Annotated in this window: 14 protein-coding genes; 5 read left to right on the top strand and 9 right to left on the bottom strand. The window is 75.8% G+C overall.

All coding sequences use genetic code 11. The annotated features are described in order from the left end of the window. Positions 1-17: 17 nt before the first annotated feature. Genes C7Y72_RS01790 through C7Y72_RS01800 form a run of 3 tightly spaced genes read right to left on the bottom strand, consistent with a single transcriptional unit; the run spans position 18 to position 3,366 of the window. Positions 18-1,145, bottom strand: a complete 1,128-nt coding sequence (locus C7Y72_RS01790; protein ID WP_107566911.1) for a DegT/DnrJ/EryC1/StrS family aminotransferase — start codon at positions 1,143-1,145, stop codon at positions 18-20. Continuing rightward, on the bottom strand, positions 1,142-2,311 hold the full coding sequence (locus C7Y72_RS01795) for a DegT/DnrJ/EryC1/StrS family aminotransferase (RefSeq protein ID WP_107566912.1): 1,170 nt from the start codon (positions 2,309-2,311) through the stop codon (positions 1,142-1,144). The genes C7Y72_RS01790 and C7Y72_RS01795 overlap by 4 nt, the downstream gene beginning before the upstream one ends. After that, a complete protein-coding gene (locus C7Y72_RS01800) occupies positions 2,308-3,366 on the bottom strand; it encodes an NAD-dependent epimerase/dehydratase family protein (RefSeq protein ID WP_199223827.1) in 1,059 nt (352 codons plus the stop codon). Before C7Y72_RS01800 ends, C7Y72_RS01795 begins: the two co-directional genes overlap by 4 nt. Positions 3,367-3,441: 75 nt before the next feature. Here C7Y72_RS01800 and C7Y72_RS01805 point away from each other — a divergent pair, with 75 nt between their 5' ends. Genes C7Y72_RS01805 through C7Y72_RS01820 form a run of 4 tightly spaced genes read left to right on the top strand, consistent with a single transcriptional unit; the run spans position 3,442 to position 8,474 of the window. After that, the gene (locus C7Y72_RS01805) at positions 3,442-4,665 is read left to right on the top strand and encodes a glycosyltransferase (RefSeq protein ID WP_107566914.1); all 1,224 of its coding nucleotides are present in this window, start codon (positions 3,442-3,444) and stop codon (positions 4,663-4,665) included. 1 nt (position 4,666) lies between these two features. Next, positions 4,667-5,881, top strand: coding sequence for a glycosyltransferase (locus C7Y72_RS01810; protein ID WP_107566915.1), 1,215 nt, complete (start codon positions 4,667-4,669; stop codon positions 5,879-5,881). Positions 5,882-5,883: 2 nt separating this feature from the next. Further along, on the top strand, positions 5,884-7,347 hold the full coding sequence (locus C7Y72_RS01815; protein WP_158276574.1) for a flippase: 1,464 nt from the start codon (positions 5,884-5,886) through the stop codon (positions 7,345-7,347). 41 nt (positions 7,348-7,388) lie between these two features. Beyond that, positions 7,389-8,474, top strand: coding sequence for a hypothetical protein (locus C7Y72_RS01820; RefSeq protein WP_107566917.1), 1,086 nt, complete (start codon positions 7,389-7,391; stop codon positions 8,472-8,474). 7 nt (positions 8,475-8,481) lie between these two features. Here the strand turns inward: C7Y72_RS01820 and C7Y72_RS23000 are convergent, their stop codons facing one another. The 4 genes from C7Y72_RS23000 to C7Y72_RS01840 are packed head-to-tail and all read right to left on the bottom strand — an operon-like array spanning position 8,482 to position 14,162. Beyond that, on the bottom strand, positions 8,482-9,894 hold the full coding sequence (locus C7Y72_RS23000) for a polysaccharide biosynthesis tyrosine autokinase (protein ID WP_158276575.1): 1,413 nt from the start codon (positions 9,892-9,894) through the stop codon (positions 8,482-8,484). Next, positions 9,891-11,339 carry an O-antigen ligase family protein gene (locus tag C7Y72_RS01830; protein WP_107566919.1) on the bottom strand — a complete coding sequence of 483 codons (1,449 nt, stop codon included), beginning with the start codon at positions 11,337-11,339 and terminating at the stop codon, positions 9,891-9,893. Before C7Y72_RS01830 ends, C7Y72_RS23000 begins: the two co-directional genes overlap by 4 nt. 6 nt (positions 11,340-11,345) lie before the next feature. After that, a complete protein-coding gene (locus C7Y72_RS01835) occupies positions 11,346-12,848 on the bottom strand; it encodes a tyrosine-protein kinase domain-containing protein (RefSeq protein WP_107566920.1) in 1,503 nt (500 codons plus the stop codon). 30 nt (positions 12,849-12,878) lie between these two features. Beyond that, complete coding sequence (locus C7Y72_RS01840) at positions 12,879-14,162, bottom strand: cellulase family glycosylhydrolase (protein ID WP_107566921.1); 1,284 nt, start codon at positions 14,160-14,162, stop codon at positions 12,879-12,881. 129 nt (positions 14,163-14,291) lie between these two features. Here C7Y72_RS01840 and C7Y72_RS23005 point away from each other — a divergent pair, with 129 nt between their 5' ends. After that, entirely contained in the window at positions 14,292-14,870 is a 579-nt protein-coding gene (locus tag C7Y72_RS23005; protein WP_158276576.1) for a hypothetical protein, read from the top strand. Here the strand turns inward: C7Y72_RS23005 and C7Y72_RS01855 are convergent. Then, entirely contained in the window at positions 14,855-16,003 is a 1,149-nt protein-coding gene (locus C7Y72_RS01855; protein WP_107566923.1) for a glycosyltransferase, read from the bottom strand. The two genes, C7Y72_RS23005 and C7Y72_RS01855, sit on opposite strands and share 16 nt — an antisense overlap. A 17-nt stretch (positions 16,004-16,020) precedes the next feature. Continuing rightward, positions 16,021-18,039 carry an O-antigen ligase family protein gene (locus C7Y72_RS01860; protein WP_107566924.1) on the bottom strand — a complete coding sequence of 673 codons (2,019 nt, stop codon included), beginning with the start codon at positions 18,037-18,039 and terminating at the stop codon, positions 16,021-16,023. Positions 18,040-18,059 lie beyond the last annotated feature (20 nt).

Raw genomic sequence — 18,059 nt, forward strand, 5'->3', positions numbered from 1 at the left:
GACGACGGCCGCGCCGCTCAGGCGAGGATCTCGCGCAGCGCGCCGACGACGAGGTCGACCTCGCGCGCCCCGAACGACGAGGACAGCGGCAGCGCCGTGTGCCGCGCTGCGATCGTCTCCGCGCGCGGCCGCGATCCCGCGTCGGCGTAGCCGCTGAACATCGTCAGCGCCGGATACCAGGTGGTCTGGATGCCGCGCGCGGCGAGCTCCTCGCGGACCCGGTCGCGCGTGGCGAGGTCCTCGAGCAGCACCGCGAAGCAGAAGTGCGTCGCGCGCTCGACGAGCGCGTCGTCGTCCCAGGGGACGAGCACCCCGTCGAGCCCCGCGAGCGCCTGGCGGTAGGCCTGCGTCATCGCGCGGCGACGGTCGAGGTCCGCCTCGAGGCGGCCGAGCCGGCTGAGGCCGAGCGCGGCGCGCGGCTCGTCGAGGCGGTAGTTGAACCCCACGTCGAGGATGTCGTAGCTCTCGGCGTGCCCGCGGTGACGGTCCCACGTGACCGAGGTCATCGCGTGCGAGCGCAGCGACCGCACCTTCGCGGCGAGCGCCTCGTCGTCGGTGGTGACCATCCCGCCCTCGCCGACGCACAGCTGCTTCTTGGAGAAGAAGCTGAAGCAGCCCGCGTCGGAGCGCGACCCGACCCGGGCGCCGTCGGCGTCCCGCGCCAGCACCGCCTGGGCGCAGTCCTCGACCACGCGCAGCCCGTGCTCGTCGGCGAGCGCGCGGACGGCCGCGAGGTCGCACGCGTAGCCCATGAAGTGCGTCGGCAGGATCGCGCGGGTGCGGGCGGTGACGCGCGCCGCCGCGTCCTGCGGGTCGAGGTTCGGGTCGTGCGGGCCGACGCTGTCGACGAGCACGGGCACGCCGCCGCACGCGCGGACCGCCGCGGCCCCGGCGACGAACGTCAGCGCCGGGACGAGCACCTCGTCCCCCGGCCCGATCCCCGCGGCGAGCAGCGCCAGGTGCAGCGCCGCGGTGCCCGACGAGACGGCGACCGCGTGCTGCACGCCGACGAGCTCCGCGAAGCGGCGCTCGAGCTCCTGGGTGCGGGGCCCCATCGTCAGCCAGCCGTCGCGGTAGCAGGCGAGGACCGCCTCGACGTCCTCCTCCGCCACGACGACGTCGGTCAGCGGGACGGTCCAGCTCATCGCGACACCCCGGCGCGCAGCGCCCGCAGCTCCTGGTCGATCGACCGCACGACGTGGTCCTGCTGCTCCTCGGTGAGGTGCGGGAACAGCGGGATCGTCACCTCGCACCGCGACGCGAGCTCGGTCCGCGGCAGCGACACGCCCGCGAAGCGCTCGCGGTAGGCGGTGAACTCGTGCACCGACGGGTAGAACAGCGAGGTCTGCACGCCGTGCTTCTCGCGCAGCGCGATCCGCAGCGGGCCCTGCACCTCGGGCGCCACCATGATCGGCAGCACGTAGCAGGAGGACGTGTCGACGTCCTCGTCGCGGTAGGGCAGCGTGACGCCCTCGACCGCGCCGAGCAGCTCGCGGTAGCGGCGCGTCAGCACGCGCCGGCGCGCGATGTCGTCCTCGAGCCGCCGGAAGCGGCTCGACAGCAGCGCGGCGCGCGGCTCGTCCAGGCGGTAGTTGAAGCCCAGGCCGGTGACGTCGTAGGTCGTGGTCGCGCCGGTGTGCCGCGCCCAGGTCCCGGAGGTCATCGCGTGCGAGCGCAGCGCCCGGGCCTGCTCGGCGACCGCGTCGTCGTCGGTGGACAGCAGGCCGCCCTCGCCGACCGACAGGATCTTGTTCGAGAAGAAGCTGAACGCGCCCGCCAGGCCGAACGAGCCGAGCTTGCGCCCGCCCGCCGTCGCGCTGGGCGCGTGCGCGACGTCCTCGATCAGCGCGAGGCCGTGCTCGCAGCACAGGGCCTGCAGCTCCTGCACGGGGGCCGCGTACCCGGCGAAGTGCACGCACGCGACCGCCTTCGTGCGCGGCGTGATCCTGCGCGCGACGTCCTGCGGGTCGATCGACGGGTCCTCGAGCCCGCGGATGTCGGCGAAGACCGGGGTGCCGCCCGCGTAGAGCACGGCGGCGGCGGTCGCGGCGAACGTGAACGCGGGCACGATCACCTCGTCCCCGGGGCCGACCCCGGCGGCGAGGTAGGCGAGGTGCAGCGCCGCGGTGCACGAGCTGACCGCCACCGCGTGGCGGACGCCGAGGTGCGCGGCGAACGTCTCCTCGAACTCCTGCGTGCGCGGCCCGAGGGTCAGCCACCCGGAGCGCAGGGTCTGGGCGACCGCCTCAAGGTCCTGCGGCTCGAGGCGCAGGTCGAAGAGCGGGATCTCCGGGAAGCCGCCCGCGCTCACGGGATGTTCTTGAACTTCCCGGCGAACGGGTCCCCGAAGACGCCCTCGTCGAGGCCGCGGAGGATCTCGCCGATGCCGTCGGGCACGGTCATGAGGGTCTCGAAGCCGAGCACCTCGCGGATCTTGTCGAAGCTCACCTTGTAGTCGCGCGGGTCCTCGTCGCGCTTGACGTAGCTGACCGTGCCGCGGTCGGTCTGCCGGCCGATCTCGTGCACGAGGTCGAGCTTGCGGTAGTTCTCGCCCGAGCGGCCGACGTTGAAGACCTGCTTGCCGGCGATCGCCGGGTCGGCGGTCAGGGCGGCGACGACCCCGCGCCCCGCGTCCTTGACGTGCACGTACGGCCGCCAGAACTGCTCGCCGAACACCTCGAGCTCGCGGTCGGCCCACAGGTCGCGGGTGAACTCGTTGACGGTCAGGTCGAAGCGCATGCGCGGCGCGACGCCGTACACGGTCGCGAACCGCAGGCAGGTCGGGATCATCTGCCCGAAGTCCTCGGTCATCAGCCGCTGCTCGACCCCGACCTTCTGGCGCGCGTAGAGCGAGACCGGGGCCAGCTCCCCCTCCTCGGTGATCGGCACGGTCGGGTCGGCCATGCGGCCGTAGTTCGAGCAGGTCGACGCCATGATCCAGCGCTGCACGCCCGCGGCGGCCGCCTCGTCGATGAGGTCGTGGGAGGCCCGGACGTTCACGTCCTCGGAGAGCTCCGGGTCCAGCGCGCAGGCGGGGTCGCCGACGATCGCGCCGAGGTGGACGACCGCGTCGGCGCCCTGCAGGGCCTCGGCGCGGGCGGCCTGGTCGCGCAGGTCCCCCTCGACGAGCGTGACGCCCTTGGCCCGCAGGTCCGCGGCGATGTCGGCCTGCCCGTGCAGCAGGCTGTCCAGCGCGCGGACGGCCTTGCCCTGCGCCAGCAGCTCCTCGCACAGCGGGGCGCCGATGTATCCGGCTCCTCCCGTGACCAACACCGTCTCGACCATCACGTCTCCTTGGGGTCCGCCGGCGTCCGGGTGCCGGTCTCGAGTGGATCGTAGACCGAGGTCGTAGACGTCGGAAGTCATGTGTCGCACGACGGTACGCCCGTCCGCCCATCCGCGGCCGTCGCTCGCGCGCACCCGCGTGCGAGAATCCTGGGGATGACCTCGTCGGCGCACCCCCGGTCCGGACCGCTGGACGATCCGCCCCTGCGCGGGCGGGACATCGTCTGCGTCGGCTTCTCCGACTGGGGCAAGGACCTGCTCACCAACGAGCAGCACCTGTTGATCCGCCTCGCGGAGCACAACCGGATCCTGTTCGTCGAGTCGCTCGGCCTGCGCCGCCCGCAGGTCGCCGGCCGCGACCTCAAGCGGATGGGGCGCCGGCTCGTGCGCGGCGTCATGCCGGCCCGCGAGGTCGACGGCGTCCACGTGCTGTCGCCGCTGGTCCTGCCGATCCACCACCTCGCGTGGGCCAAGCGCTTCAACGCGTTCGTGCTGCCGCGCCTCGTGCGTCGTGCCGTCCGCCGGCTCGGGCTGCGCGACGTCGTGCTGTGGACGTTCGTCCCGCAGGCCGAGGTGCTGCTCGAGCCGCTGCAGCCGCGCACCGTCCTCTACTACGTCGACGACGACCACGCCGCGAAGAAGGGCATCGACGCCGACAGCTTCCGCGCCGCGGAGGAGCGGTTCGCCCGGCGCGCGGACGTCGTGATGGCCAGCGCGCCCGAGCTCGCCGAGCGCATGCGCACGCTCAACGACAACGTCCACGAGGCGTTCAACGTCGCCGACACGGCGCTGTTCGCCACCGCGCTGCAGGACGGCCCGGTCGACCCGGCGGTCGCCGCCCTGCCCGAGCCGCGCGTCGTCTTCGTCGGGGCGATCATCGCGTCGAAGATCGACATCCCGCTGGTGCGCGAGCTGTCGGCGCTGCGTCCCGGCTGGAGCTTCGCGTTCGTCGGCCCGATCGGTCCCGGGGACCCGACCACGAACGTCGACGGCCTGAAGGGCCTGCCCAACGTGCACCTCCTCGGCCACCGCCCGTACGAGCAGCTGCCGGAGGTGCTGCGGGGCGGCGCGGTCGCGATCATGCCGTACCACACCGGTGGCGAGATGCGCAGCGTCTTCCCGATGAAGACCTACGAGTACCTCGGGGCGGGCCTGCCGGTCGTCTCCACCTCCCTGCCCGCGCTCGCCGACGTCGACCTGATCGACAAGGTCGCCACGGCCCAGGAGATGGTCGACCGGATCGAGGCGGCGATGGCCGCCGACTCCCCGGCGCAGCGCGCCGCGCGGTCCGCGTCGGTCCAGCAGTTCTCGTGGGAGTCGCGGATGGCGCAGCTGGGGCGGCTGCTCGGGTCGGGGGACCAGCTGGCCGCCGGCGGCTGACGTGCGGATCCTCGTCGTCTCGAACATCTACCCGCCGGTGGTGCGCGGCGGGTACGAGGTCGAGTGCAGCGGCGTGGTCGACCGGCTGCGCGAGCGCCACGACGTCCACGTGCTGACCTCGACGCTCGAGGGCCCCGCCCCGCGCCCCGGGGTCACCGCCACGCTCCCGTTCCTGGACCACGACCTGTCCGGGACGCTGCGCGCCCCCGCCGGCGCGTTCGCCGGGGGGCGCGAGACCCGCCGGGTGCTCGAGCGGGTGCGGCCCGACCTCGTGTGGGTCTGGAACGGCTCGTGCCTGCCGGACACGGCGCTCGGCGCGCTCGCGCACGCCGACGTGCCGCTCGCGTTCCGCGTCTGCGAGCACTGGTTCGCCGACGTCCTGCGCGCCGACCGCTTCGGCGCCCACCTGCGGGGCGGCGAGGACGGCCCGCGCGACCGGCTCTGGGGCTCGGCGATGCGCGCGCTGAACCGGCACCCGCGGCTGCGCCACGACCCCGACCGACGGTTCCGCGCCGCGATCTCGTGGAACTCCGCCGCGATCCGCGGCATGGCGCCCGCCCCGGCCGCGGTGGACGTGGCGTACGAGACCGTCCTGCACTCCACCTCGCGCAAGCTGCCGCAGCTCGCCGCGCTCCCCCGCGAGCCCGCCGCCACGCCGACCGTCCTCTTCCTCGGCCGCAAGGACGCGATGAAGGGCGCCGACGTCGCCGTCCGCGCGGTCGCCCGGCTGCGCGACCGGCACGGCGTCACCGCACGGCTCGTCCTCGCCGGCCCCGACGGCGTCGACGGGCCCGCGTTCGCGACGCGCGTCGCCGCGCAGGAGGGCGTCACCGACCTCGTCGAGGACCGCGGGCCGCTGGACGCCGACGGGGTCGGCGCGCAGCTCGGCGCCGCCCACGCGCTGGTCGTGCCGTCGGTGTGGCCCGAGCCGTACCCGCTCGTCAGCATCGAGGGGGCGGCCGCGCGCGTCCCGCTCGTCGCGTCGCGCGCCGGTGGCATCCCCGAGTTCGTGCACGACGACGTCGAGGGCCTGCTGTTCGACGCCGGCGACGCCGACGGCTGCGCCCTGGCCCTGCACCGCACCCTCACCGACGCGCAGGGGACCGCGCGGCGCGTCGCGGCCGCCGCGCAGGCCGCCGAGCGGCACGGCTGGGAACGCTACCTCGACGCCTCCGAGGCGTTCGTCGACGACGCGCTGGCCGCGCTGCGGGGCTGAGCGTGACCGGCGAGCAGGACGCCCTGGAGGCCGGACGCGGCCGCGCGGCGCTCGACGTGCTCGTGCAGCTCGTCGGGCGGTTCGGGAACCTCGCGCTCGGCGTCGTCGCCACGGTCGTCCTCGTCCAGGCGCTCGGCATCGAGGGCAACGGCCAGTGGGCGACGATCCTCGCCGTCGCCACGCTCGTCGGCGTCGCCGGGGAGTTCGGGCTCGAGCCCTCCGCGGTCCGGCTCGCCGCCCAGGAGCGCGAGGACGAGGCCCGCTGGATCACGGCGCTGCTGCTCGTGCGCTGCGCGATCGCGCTGCCCGCCTCGCTGCTGGCGGCCGCCATCTGCTTCGCCGTCTCGACCGACGGGACCATGGCGCTCGCCGGGGCGCTCGTCAGCGGCACGATCCTCGCCGGGGCGCCGATGTCGCTGCGAACCATCTTCCAGCTGCGCGTGCGCAACGACGTCCCGATCGTCGTGATGACCGTCAACAGCGTCGCGTGGCTCGCGGCGATCGTCCTGCTCGCGGTCCTCGACGGCGGGCTCGTCGCGTTCGCCGCCAGCTTCCTCGCGATCCAGGTCGCGACCACCGGCCTGATGGTCGTCCTCGCGCTGCGCGAGCTCGACCTGCAGGGCGGGGAGCTCGTCGCGCGCGCCCGGCGGCTCGTGCGGATCGGGTTCGTCGTCGGGATCGGCACCGCGCTGACGACCGCCTACGCGAAGGTCGACCAGGTCATGGTGCTGGAGATCGCCGGCGAGCGGGACGCCGGCCTCTACGGCAGCGCGTACATCCTGCTCGACCGCCTGCAGTTCATCCCCTCCGCGGTGATGACGACCGCGTTCCCGCTGCTGGCGGCCGCCTGGCCCGGGGACCGGCCGCGCATCCACGGGCTCGCGCAGCGGATCCTCGAGCTGCTGCTGCTCGCCTCCGCGCCGATCCTCGCCTTCACCGTCGTCGCGCCCGAGCAGGTCGTGCGGGCCCTGTTCGGCGCCGAGTTCCAGGACGCGGGGGCGGCGCTGCCGATCCTCATGGGCGCCTACGTGCTGGTGGCGTTCGGCTACCTCATGGGCTTCATGGCGATCGTCGTCGACGCCCAGCGGATCTTCGTGCGGATCGCGCTCGCCGGGCTCCTGTTCAACGTCGTCGCGAACCTGCTCGTCATCCCCGACCACGGGTACGTCGGCGCCGCCTGGACGACGCTCGCGACCGAGGTGCTCGTCTGCGGGCTCGCCGCCCGCGCGACGCTCGTCGGGCGGGTCGGGATGCGGCCCGCCCTGGTGCCGCTGCTGCGGATCGCCGCGGCCGCCGCGGTGATGGGCGTCGCCGTCGCGGCGGCGGAGCGCGCGGGCGCGCCGCTCGCGGTCCTCGTCCTCACCGCCGCGCTGAGCTACCCGGCCGCCGTGCTGGCGCTGCGGGCCGTCCCCCGCTCCGACGTCACACGCGCCGTCGGGGCCGTCCGCGGCCGGCTCGGCGGATGAACCGGCGCACCGACCGTCCGCCGGGACGGACACTCGGGGAGATGCGCCGCCTGCGACTGCTCGTCCTGCTCGCCGCCGCCCTCACCCTCGGGACGCTCGGCTGCGCCGCCTCCGACGGCGAGCCGCTGCCCACCGTCCCCCGGCTGGGGCTGGTGTCCAACACGCTGGACTGGGGCACGCAGATGGCGGCGATGCAGCGTCGCTCCCGCGACCTCGGCGCCGGCTGGCTGCGCGAGGAGATCCGCTGGAACGAGGTCGAGCCCGTCCGCGGCACCCGGCGCTGGGCGCGCACCGACCGGCTGGTCGCGTCGGCGACCCGCCGCGGCCTGCGGATCCTCCCGCTGCTCATCGGCACGCCCCGGTGGGCCGCCCCCGACCCGACGACGATCCCGACCGACCCGCGCCGCTACGCGGCGTTCGCCCGGGACGTCGTGCGCCGGTACGGGCCCGACGGGGCGTTCTGGCGGGCCAACCCGGACCTCGACCGCCGCTTCGCCATGGCCTGGTTCGAGCTGTGGAACGAGCCGTTCCTGCCCCAGTTCGCCGCCGACCGCCAGGACGCGGGCACCTACGCGCGGCTCGTCCAGGCGGCGGGCAACGCGATCCACGCCGCGCACCCGCGCGCCAGGGTCCTCGCCGCGATGGAGTACGAGTGGAAGACGCCCGACGGGACGTTCCGCCGCTGGGTGCGCGACGTGCACGCCGCAGTGCCCGAGCTGGCCGAGAGCTACGACGGGGTCGCCGTCCACCCCTACTCCCCCGGCGCGCCGATCGGCACCGCCGCCGCCGGCGCCTCCAAGGACCTGCGCCGGATGGAGCTGATCCGCGAGGACCTGCGCGCCGTCGGGGGTCCGACCGACCAGGTCTGGATCACCGAGATCGGCTGGCCCACCTGCCCGCAGCGCCCGGCGTGCGTGTCCCGCGCGCAGCAGGCCCGCTACCTCGAGCAGGCGATCCGCGCCGCGGGCGGCCGCTACCGCGGCTGGGTCCGCGCCCTGTTCGCGTACGCCCTGTTCGACTTCCGGCCCGCGAGCGGCGAGCCGCTGCGCGAGGGCGCCTTCGGCCTGCTGGAGCTCGACGGCCGCGAGAAGCCGGCGGCCGCGGTGCTGCGCCGCGCCGGCCGCTGAGCCGCGGTCAGTCCCCGAGGACCGCGAGCGCCGCGGGCACCCCGGGACGGGCGGCGAGGACCGCGCGCATGCGGCGCGCCTCGTCGTCGGTCGTGCGTCCCAGCCGGGCGACGACGAGGCAGGCGTCGACCTCGTCGCGGTCCAGCAGCACGCGCGCGTCGGCGACCGGCAGCAGCGGCGGCGCGTCGAGCACGAGCACGTCGGCGAGGGCGTGCAGCTCGTCGAGGACGGCGCCGAGCGCCGCGCTGCGCAGCAGCTCCGGCGCGTTGGGCACGGGCGGCCCGCCGGGCAGGACGACCAGCGAGCGCAGCCCGGGGATGGCGGGCTGCACCAGCTCCCGCACGGGCAGCCCGCCGACGAGCGCGGTGGTCAGGCCGCGCCCCGGCGCGGGCAGGTCGAAGCGGGTCGCCATGGTGGGACGGCGCAGGTCCATCTCGACCAGCGCGACGCGCAGCCCCGCGAGCGCGTAGGCGCGCGCGAGCTCCCCGGCGAGGGCGGAGGCGCCCTCCCCGGCCACCGCGCTCGTGACGAGCACGGTGCGCGCGTCCGGCGCGCGGGCCTCGAGGCCGCTGCGGACGATGCGCAGCGCGTCCAGGCGGGCTGGGCCGTCGGGCTCGGTCGGGACGGTCGCGAGCACCGGCAGCCCGGTCAGGGCCGCCACCTCCTCCGGGCGGCGCAGCCGCCGGTCGAGCAGCTCGAGCAGCACGACGACGAGCGCGCCGAGCCCGAGCCCCAGGGTGACGCCGACGACCGCCGAGCGCTTGGGCAGCGGGGCGGCGGGCGTGGACGAGGCGCTGGCGCGACTCGCGACCTCGACGTCCCCCGTCGTCACCGCCTGCAGCGCCCGGACCTTGCGCAGCGCCTGCAGCAGCTCGCGTCGCTCCCGGGAGTCCCCGTCGGGCAGGGCGGCCAGCTGCTGCTGCAGCGTGCGCGCCCCCGCCCCCGCGAGCCGCCGGTCGCTCGCGCGGCGGAACACGACGAACTGGTCGGCGAACGCGTTGGCCAGCCGGGCCGCACCCTCCGGGTCCGGGTCGCTCGCCGTCAGGTCGAGCAGGTCGGTGTCGGGCTCGTTCGTCACGTCGATGCGGTCCAGCAGCCCCGAGACGTCCAGCGGCGAGCGCAGCGAGGCGCGCACGAGCTCGGCGACGTCGTTGGAGCGCGCGAGCAGCAGGTTCGTCGCCGCGGCCCGGGCCGGGTCCGGCGGCCGCGCGCCCGGGTCGATCAGGGTCAGCAGGCTCGACTGGCGCACGAGGACGGTCGCGGTCGCCGTGTAGGTCTTCTCGGTCGTGACCGCCCGCGCGACGAAGACGCCGCCCACGACCGCGGCGGACAGCGCGAGGATCCACCAGCGGGCGCGCAGCAGCCGCCACGCGTTCTCCAGCGAGGTGGGGGTCGCCGCGGTCGGGCCCGGGCCGGTCACGCGGCGCTCCCCGCCCGGGACGGCAGCCCGCGGTAGGCGACCGCGAGCAGGCCCATGCTCAACGCGAGAACCGCGGTGCCGCGCTCGTCGGAGCCCATGATCGACGCGGCGAGCTCGACGATCACGAAGCCGATCGCGCCGACCGCGGCCGCCAGCGCGGCGCAGCGCACGAGCGGATCGCCGTGGCGGCGCCAGACGCGCAGCCCGGTCCACAGGACCGACCCGAGCACCGCGAGGTACGCGAGCCCGCCGAGCACCCCGGCCTTCATCCACCACCACAGCAGCCCGAAGTGCGCGTACTGGTGCAGGTCCTGGCCCTCGAACGGCAGCGGGTAGCGGGTCGGCCAGTCGACGCCGACGCCGATCCCGGTCAGCGGCTCCCGCTCGAGCGCGAGCAGCACGTTGCGCCGCTCCGAGAGCCGGTAGCGGTCCTGGTCGTTGCGGCTGACCTTCTGCGGCGAGAGCGACTGCGCCCGCTGCACGACCTCGCTGTCGGACCCGCCGAGCAGCCCGCCGGTGAACGCCGCGTACCCGGTCAGCCCCACGAGCACGACGACCACGGGCAGCAGCCGGCGCAGCTCGCGGCCCGAGCCGAGCAGCAGCAGCACGAGCAGGCAGGCGATCGCCGCCAGCCAGAAGGAGCGCCGGTAGGAGAGCACCATGCAGGCGACGACGACCGGGACCGTGAGGCGGGCCAGGCGGCTCGTCGGGACCCCCGCGAGGGTCGCCGCGAGCATGCCCAGGAGGAAGAGGACGAACAGGTAGTTCGTGGCCGGCTCGTAGTACGTGATGCGTCCCAGGCCCGTCGACACCGCGCCGAGCCCGCCGAAGACGACGACGAACCCGGCGAGCGCCTTGACGAGCGCGATGACCGGGATCGCCCGCAGCACGCGGCGCAGCTGCTCGTCGGTCCGCACGACGTGCACCACGAGGAACGGCATCGTGAACAGCGGGGCGGTCGTCTGGATCGTCGAGACGATGGTGTACGGGATCGCCTTCCCCCCGAGGACGCCGTACAGCGTCCCGAAGACCAGCGCCGCCGCGACGAGGCCGAGCGCGAGCCCGAACGGCGCGACGCCGCGGAAGCCGACCTCCCGGCGCATCCCGTCGAGGACGACCGCGGCGACGGCGAGGAGCGTCAGCAGGTTCACCGGGCTGAGCGTCACCGCGGTCGGCGTGTAGAGCGTCTCGAACGCCGGGACGCCCCACTCGCGCGTCGCCTCCGCCCCGATCAGGACGCCGACCGTGACCGCGACCGCCCAGCCGGGATGCCCGAGCAGGAAGACCGCGGCGGCCAGCGCGACGAGCCCGAGCACCGCCAGGAGCGGACCGGCGACCACCGCCGCCCCGACGAACCCGACCGCGAGGGCACCGGCGAGCAGGACGGGCAGCGGACCGACGCGAACGTCCCCGGGACGGACGGCCGTGAGGCTGGGCGTCGCCACCGGACCTCAGACCGGGACGCGCCGGCCCGTGCCCGACTGGCCGCTGCCGTAGTAGTCGTAGCCGGCGTCCAGCACGCGGACCCCGTTGACCACGAGACCGGCCCGCGCGCCCGGGAAGCGGTCGAGCACGGCACGCGTGCGCCGGACCTCCTCGCGGGTCGTGTGGTACGCGCGGGCCGTGATCAGCACCGCGTCGATCTCCGGCCGGTCGAGCAGCACCTGCGAGTCGGCGACCGGCAGCAGCGGCGGCGCGTCGAGCACGATCAGGTCCGCGGTGGCGGCGAGGTCGTCGAGCACGCGGCCCATCTGCGGGGACCGCAGCAGCTCGGCCGCGTTGGGCGGCATCGGCCCCGAAGGCAGCACCCGCAGCGTCGTCAGGCCGGGCAGCACCTGCCGCGCGAGCGTGTCCACCGGCGTGCCGCCGATCAGCGCGGTGGTCAGGCCGCGCGGGTCCCCGGCGAGGTCGAACTGGTCCTGGAACGTCGGCCGGCGCAGGTCGACCTCGACGAGCACGACCTGCTGGCCGGACAGCGCCGCGGCCCGCGCGAGCCCGGCGGCCGTCGTCGACTTGCCCTCCCCGGGCACGGCGCTCGTGACGAGCACCACGCGGATCGGGCGGTCCCGCTCGAGCGTCCCGAGGCTGCTGCGCAGGATCCGGAACGGCTCGAGCGCGAGGCTGCGGTCGCGCTGGGTGGCGGGGTCGCGAGGGCGCTCCGGGATCGTCGTCAGGGCCGGCAGCCGGTAGAGCGCCTCGAAGTCCTCCCCCGCCTTGATGCGCCGGTCGAAGAGGTCGATCAGGTAGATCAGGACCAGCCCGAGCACGAGCCCGAGGAGCAGGGCGAGCAGCGCCGAGCGGCGCAGATCGGGGGACGCCGCGGAGGTGGGGACGGTCGCCCGGTCGACGACCTGCGCGCCGCCGGTCGTGACGGCGGACAGCGCGTTGATCGTCTGGAGGGTCTGCTCGAGCTGCGCGCGCTCCGCGGTCGCGGTCTGCGGCAGCGCGGCGAGGCGGCGGCGCACGAGGTCCTGGCCGTCGGCGATCTGCCGCCGGTCGGCGTCGGCGCGGAAGGCGACGAACTGGTCGGCGAACGCGTCGGCGAGGCGCTTGGCGCGGTCCGCCGAGGGATCGGTGACCGTGATCGTGATGATGTCCGCGTCGGGCTCCGCGACGGCGTCGACGCGGTCCAGCAGCTCCTCGGGGCTCTCGGGCGCGCGGAGCGCGCGCTTGACCCGCTGCGCGACGGCGACCGAGCGGACCAGCAGCACGTTGGTCGAGGCGTCCCGGGTGGTGTCCTCGGAGGCCTGGGCGCTGGGGTTGATCAGCCCCTGCAGCTGCGACTGGCCCTGGAGCAGGGTGCTGGTCGCCTCGTACTGCTTGGTCTGGGTCGCGGCGAGGCCGACCCACACGACCACCACCGCGACCGTGACGAGGAGCGCCATCCACCACCGCTCGCGCAGGACGCGAAGCGCGGCGAGTGACGCCGAAGGCTCGTTCGTCGGGGTGCTCATGCGCCGCGCAGTCTACGAAGCGGTCGCCGGTCAGATGCGCTTCGTCGCGCTGGATCCCGACCAGAACTGCCGCACGCGGACCTGCAGGCCGCGGGTGCCGAGCTGGCGCGGGAGCCGCACGCGGTAGCTGCGGTCGCGGGCCTGCCGCAGGGTGGCGGTGTAGCGCAGGCGGCCGCCCTGACGGACCTCGAGGCCGAGCGCGTCGCCGGCCGGGCCGCTGCCGCTGGCGATCACCGTGCCGCCCGAGCGGCGCAGCCGCAGCGTGACGCGCGCGGCGGTCCCGCCGCCGCCGAACGCGGTGCGCGCGGCGGCGAACGCGAGCTTGCGCTTCTGCGTGGTGGAGAGCAGCCCGAACCGGTACTGGGCGGTGTCGCGCAGGTTGTAGACGAGCGCGCCCTGGACGTAGGAGGCGGAGCGCAGCAGCCGGAACGTGTCGCGGAGGTTCGCGGCCTGCACGCCCTGGGTGACGCAGGCGTGCCCGCCCTCCGTGCTCTTCGGCCGGCAGCTGGTCCAGCCGAACTCGCCGAGGAACAGCGGGGCGCGGTCGCCGGCCGCGCGCTGGGTCTCGCGGATCGCGCGGATCGAGGCGAGCACGAGGTCGTAGTAGTGGACCGAGAGCGCGTCATAGCTGCCCTTGGCGCCGTTGGCGTAGAGCGCCTTCAGGAACGCGCCGTTGGCGCCGACGATCGCGCCGCCGAGCACCTTGACGTCGGGGGCCGCCGCCCGGATCAGGGGGTAGCTGGCCTTCAGCAGCCCCGCGTAGGTCCTGGCCTTGTCCGCCCCGCCCCAGTAGACCTGGTTGGCGTGGTCGGGCTCGTTCCAGATCTCGATCCAGCCGAGCGTGCCGGTGAAGCGCTGCGCCAGGAACGCCGCCGCGCGCCCGTAGGCGGCGGGATCGGACGGCGGGTGGAACGGCGCGTCCTGCGGCACGGTGCCCGAGCAGCCCGCGGTGAGCTGCGGCGCCGTCGAGGTCCAGCACGGGGACCCCAGGAAGGTGACGAGGACGCGGATGCCGCGGGCCTTCGCGGCGGCGAAGACGTCGTCCAGGCGCGCGAGGTAGGCGGCGTCGTAGGTCCCCTGCGTCGGCTCGAGCAGGTCCCAGCGGATCTCCGTGCGCACGACCTTCGCCCCGAGGGCGCGGGCCTCGTCGAGGTCCCGGACCATCTCGACGCGGTTCTCCGCGGCACGGATCGGGGCGATCGTGACCCCGGTGACCGGGGCCGCGTGGGCGGCCGGGGCGGCCAGCAGGCCGGCGAGGGCGGCGGCTGCGCCGAGCAGCACGGACCGTGGGCGGGAGGAGCGGAGCGCGTTCATGCGCGGACATCAACACCGCCACCCCCTCTTGGTTTCGGTCATTTGTCGCGGTCGGCGCGCCGCCGCGTCGCCGCGGTCGTCGCCGTGCAGGACCGGGCCGGTCGCGGGGTCGCCGCTACCATCGGGCGCATGAGCACTGCTCCCCACGGCCTGTCCGACCGCGCTCGCGCCATCGTCGAGGCGGCGGAGGAGGCGGCCCGGGCGGGGCGCGGCGACCGTCCGGCGGCGGAGCGCACCCCCGTCCCGCGCCGCCCGGCGCCGGCCGCGCTGCGCGCCGTCCAGCCGCCGAGCGCGGCGCCCGCGGACGTCACGGCGATCCCCGATCCCGAGCGGTTGCTGGCGCTGATCCAGCGCATCGCCGTGCAGGCCGCGGAGGTCCGGCGTCGGCTCGACGCGCTCTCCGAGGAGGTCGCCCGGCGCGAGGCCGAGGCGCCGGCCCCGCAGCCCGCGCCGACCGACGCGCCGCAGGACGCCCCGCTGCCCGGGCCGACGGACGCCGCCCCGGACGACACGGGTGCGGACGTCGCGGCGGCCCCCGTCGCGGCCGAGCGACCGGCCCCGGCGCCGCACGGCGAGACCGCGCGGCTCGTGGCGATCGAGATGGCGGTCGGCGGCGCGTCCCGGGCCGAGGTCCGCTCGCGGCTCACCGACGAGTTCGGGATCCGCGAGGTGGAGGGCCTGCTCGACGAGGTCTACGGCCGGGCCTGACCCCCTGCCGTCCCCGTGAGCACCGCGGCCATCCGGTCGCGGAACACCTCGGGGGCGAAGCCGCGCGCGTGCGCGCGCAGGTCCTCGTCGCGCAACGTCAGGCCCTCGAACCGCTCGATCGCCGCCGCCAGCCCCGCCGGGCTCGGGTCGTCGTAGAGCACCCCGGTCACCCCGTCGACGACCGAGTCGCGGGCGCCACCGACGCCGTAGGCGATCACGGGCAGGCCCGCGGCCTGCGCCTCGACCGGCACGATCCCGAAGTCCTCGGTCCCCGGGAACAGCAGCGCCCGCGCGCGCGAGAACAGCGAGGCGACCTCCGCGTCGTCGACCCGGCCGGGGAAGCGCGCGCCGGACCCGGCGACCGCCCGGACGCGATCGAGGTCGCGGCCGGTGCCCGCGATGACGACGTCACGGCCCAGGAGCTCGCACGCGGCCGCCGCGACGTCCGCCTTCTTGTAGGGCACGACGCGCCCGAACACGAGGTAGAAGTCCTCCGGGACGCGCGGCGCGTCGAGGAACCGGTCGACGTCCACGGGCGGGTGCACGACGTGCGCGGGCACCCCGTAGGTGCTGCGGATGCGCTCCGCGACGAACGTCGAGTTGGCGACGAACTCGTCGACCTGGCGGGCGCCGCGCAGGTCGGCGCGGCGCAGCCGCCCCAGCAGCGCGCGGAAGACGAGGCCGCCGACGCGGCCGAGGTCCTCGCCCTCCAGGAACGACGGGTCCCAGGCGTAGCGCATCGGCGTGTGGCAGTAGCAGACGTGCCGCACCTGACGGCCGCGACGCGGGTGCGTGCGGACGTTCTTCGCGTTGGCGTGGTTGCTCGACACGACGAGGTCGTAGCCGGAGACGTCGAAGGCGCGGAACGCGCGGTCCATCAGCGGCAGGAGCTTCGGGTAGTGCTCGCGGGCGCCCGGCAGGCGATCGAGGAACGACGGGTGGATCGGCCGGTCGGTCAGCGCCCGCGGCCACGGTCCGTCGGGGTCGTAGACGGTCGTGAGGATCTCGGCGTGCGGGAGGAGGTCCAGCAGCGCGAGCACGACCTTCTCCGAGCCGCCGGGGATCGTCAGCCACTCGTGGGAGATCGCGACGCGCCGGTCGGCGAGCGCGGTGATCGGGGCGGGGTCGGTCATCGGGTGGGTGGAGGGTCTCAGGACAGGGAGGCGGCGCCGCGCAGGATCGCCGCCGAGAGCGCGTCGAGGTCGACGACGCCGCCGTCGCGGACGATCGCGAGGCTCTCGCGCGCGATCGGGTCGCGCGGCGCCAGCGCCACCGCGCGGCGCAGCAGACGCAGGGCGCGCGGCCGGTCGCGCTGGACGGCGGCGATCGCGCCGAGCTGCAGGGTCGCGTACTGGCCGTCGGGCACGCGCTCCAGCGCGTCCTCGAACGCGCGGCGCGCCCGCGGCAGGTCGCCGTAGCGCAGGGCGATGCTGCCCTCCAGCAGCGACGCCCGGTCGGACAGCGGGTCGAGCGTGCGGGCGCGGTCCAGGCGCGAGTAGGACTCCAGCGGCCGGGTCGCGAAGACGGCGGCGGCGCGGTCGATCTCGCGCTGGGCGCTCCACGGCGACAGGACGGTGAGCGCGGCCGCCCCGAGCACGAGGGCGAGGACGGCGAGCTCGCCGGCGCCGCGGGCGCGCATCAGCGGGGCGCGCGGCGGGTCGTGGCGGGGGGCCAGCGAGCAGGCGAGCCCGAGCATCGCCACCGCCGGCAGCCCGAGCCCGGCGAACTCCCAGAACCAGTCGGCCGAGCCGTGCACCAGCCAGTAGCCGGTCACCCCGAGCGCCCCGGCGACGACCGCACGCGTGAGCGGGTCCCCGGCGCGCACCGCCCGCGCGGCCGCCCACGCGGCCCCGCCGAGCCACAGGAGCAGCAGCAGCGCGCCGACGAGGCCGAGCTCGCCCAGGACGCGCAGCTCGACGCTGTGCGGGTAGCGGGGGGTCTCGGTGCTCGTGCCGTCGCGCAGGTAGCTCTGGCGGAAGCTCTCGGCGCCCTGCCCGACGAGCGGCGCGGCGGTGAAGCCGTCGAGCGCGACGCGGTAGAAGTCGTAGCGGTTGGAGCCCAGCCCGGACGCGAGGCGGTTGCCCGAGCCGGAGTCCTCGGCGTAGCCGCCCTGGAACGAGGTCCAGGCGCGGTCGAGCCGGTCGACGGGGTCGCCGACGGCGACGAGGCCGCCGACGAGGCCGACGGCGACGACCGCGGCGGCGGCGAGCCGGCCGGCCCGGTGCAGCGCCGCGACGCGCGGGTCCCCGGACGGGCGTGCGGCCTCCCAGCGGGCGACGGCGGCGACGATCGCACCGGCCACGAGCCCGCCGCCGAGCGCCAGCACCGCGACCGCCCGGAGGTCCGAGGACGGGTCGGCGCCCGGGGTGGTGAGGACGTCGCCGACGTCGAGCGCGGCGAGCAGTCCCGGGGTGGCGGCGGCCGCGACGAGCAGCAGCGTGCCGAGGTGGCGCAGGCGGCCAGGCAGCAGCACGAGCAGCAGCAGCGCGGTGAGCGGGACGGCGATGAGCGACCCGCGGCTGACGCTCAGCAGCGCGAGCGGCAGGACCACGACCGCTCCGGCGGCGAACGCGCCGCGCGCCACCCAGGGCACGCGCGCGGAGGCGGCGAGGGCGACGGCGGGCCAGAGGACCATGAGCCACGTCGCGGCGGACGCGTTCGGGTAGCCGGCGGGGGAGCGCAGCCGGTCGTCGAGGAACAGGTCGACCGCGGCCTGCCCGCCCGCCCCGACGCGCACCGTCCAGGCGGCGGCGAGCACGAGCATCAGGGCCGTCCAGGCGCCGAGCACGAGCGCCGCGGTGCGGGCGCGCTGCCGCCAGAGCGCGAAGAGGAGGAAGACCGCCGCGTAGAGGACGGTGCGGCCGCCGGCCTCCAGCGCGGCACCGCGGTCGGGCGTCCAGAGGATCGACAGGAACGTCCAGGCGGTGAGGCCGACGAGGCCGGCGGCCGCGACCCGCACGGGCGTCGGGACGTCGCCCCAGGCGTTGGGCAGCGTGGCGACGGCGACCCCGAGCAGGCCGAGGACGAGGACGGTGGCGGGCGCCCACGCGGTGAGCGGGTAGCCGACGTCGTCGAACACCAGCGCGACCGAGACGAGCACGACGACGAGCGACGGCACCGTCACCGGCGCCGCGCGCACGAGCAGCTCGAGGGGACGCCCGGACCTCACCGCCTGGACCTTACGTCGGC

Source organism: Paraconexibacter algicola, from assembly GCF_003044185.1.
GTDB classification, from domain to species: Bacteria; Actinomycetota; Thermoleophilia; order Solirubrobacterales; family Solirubrobacteraceae; genus Paraconexibacter; species Paraconexibacter algicola.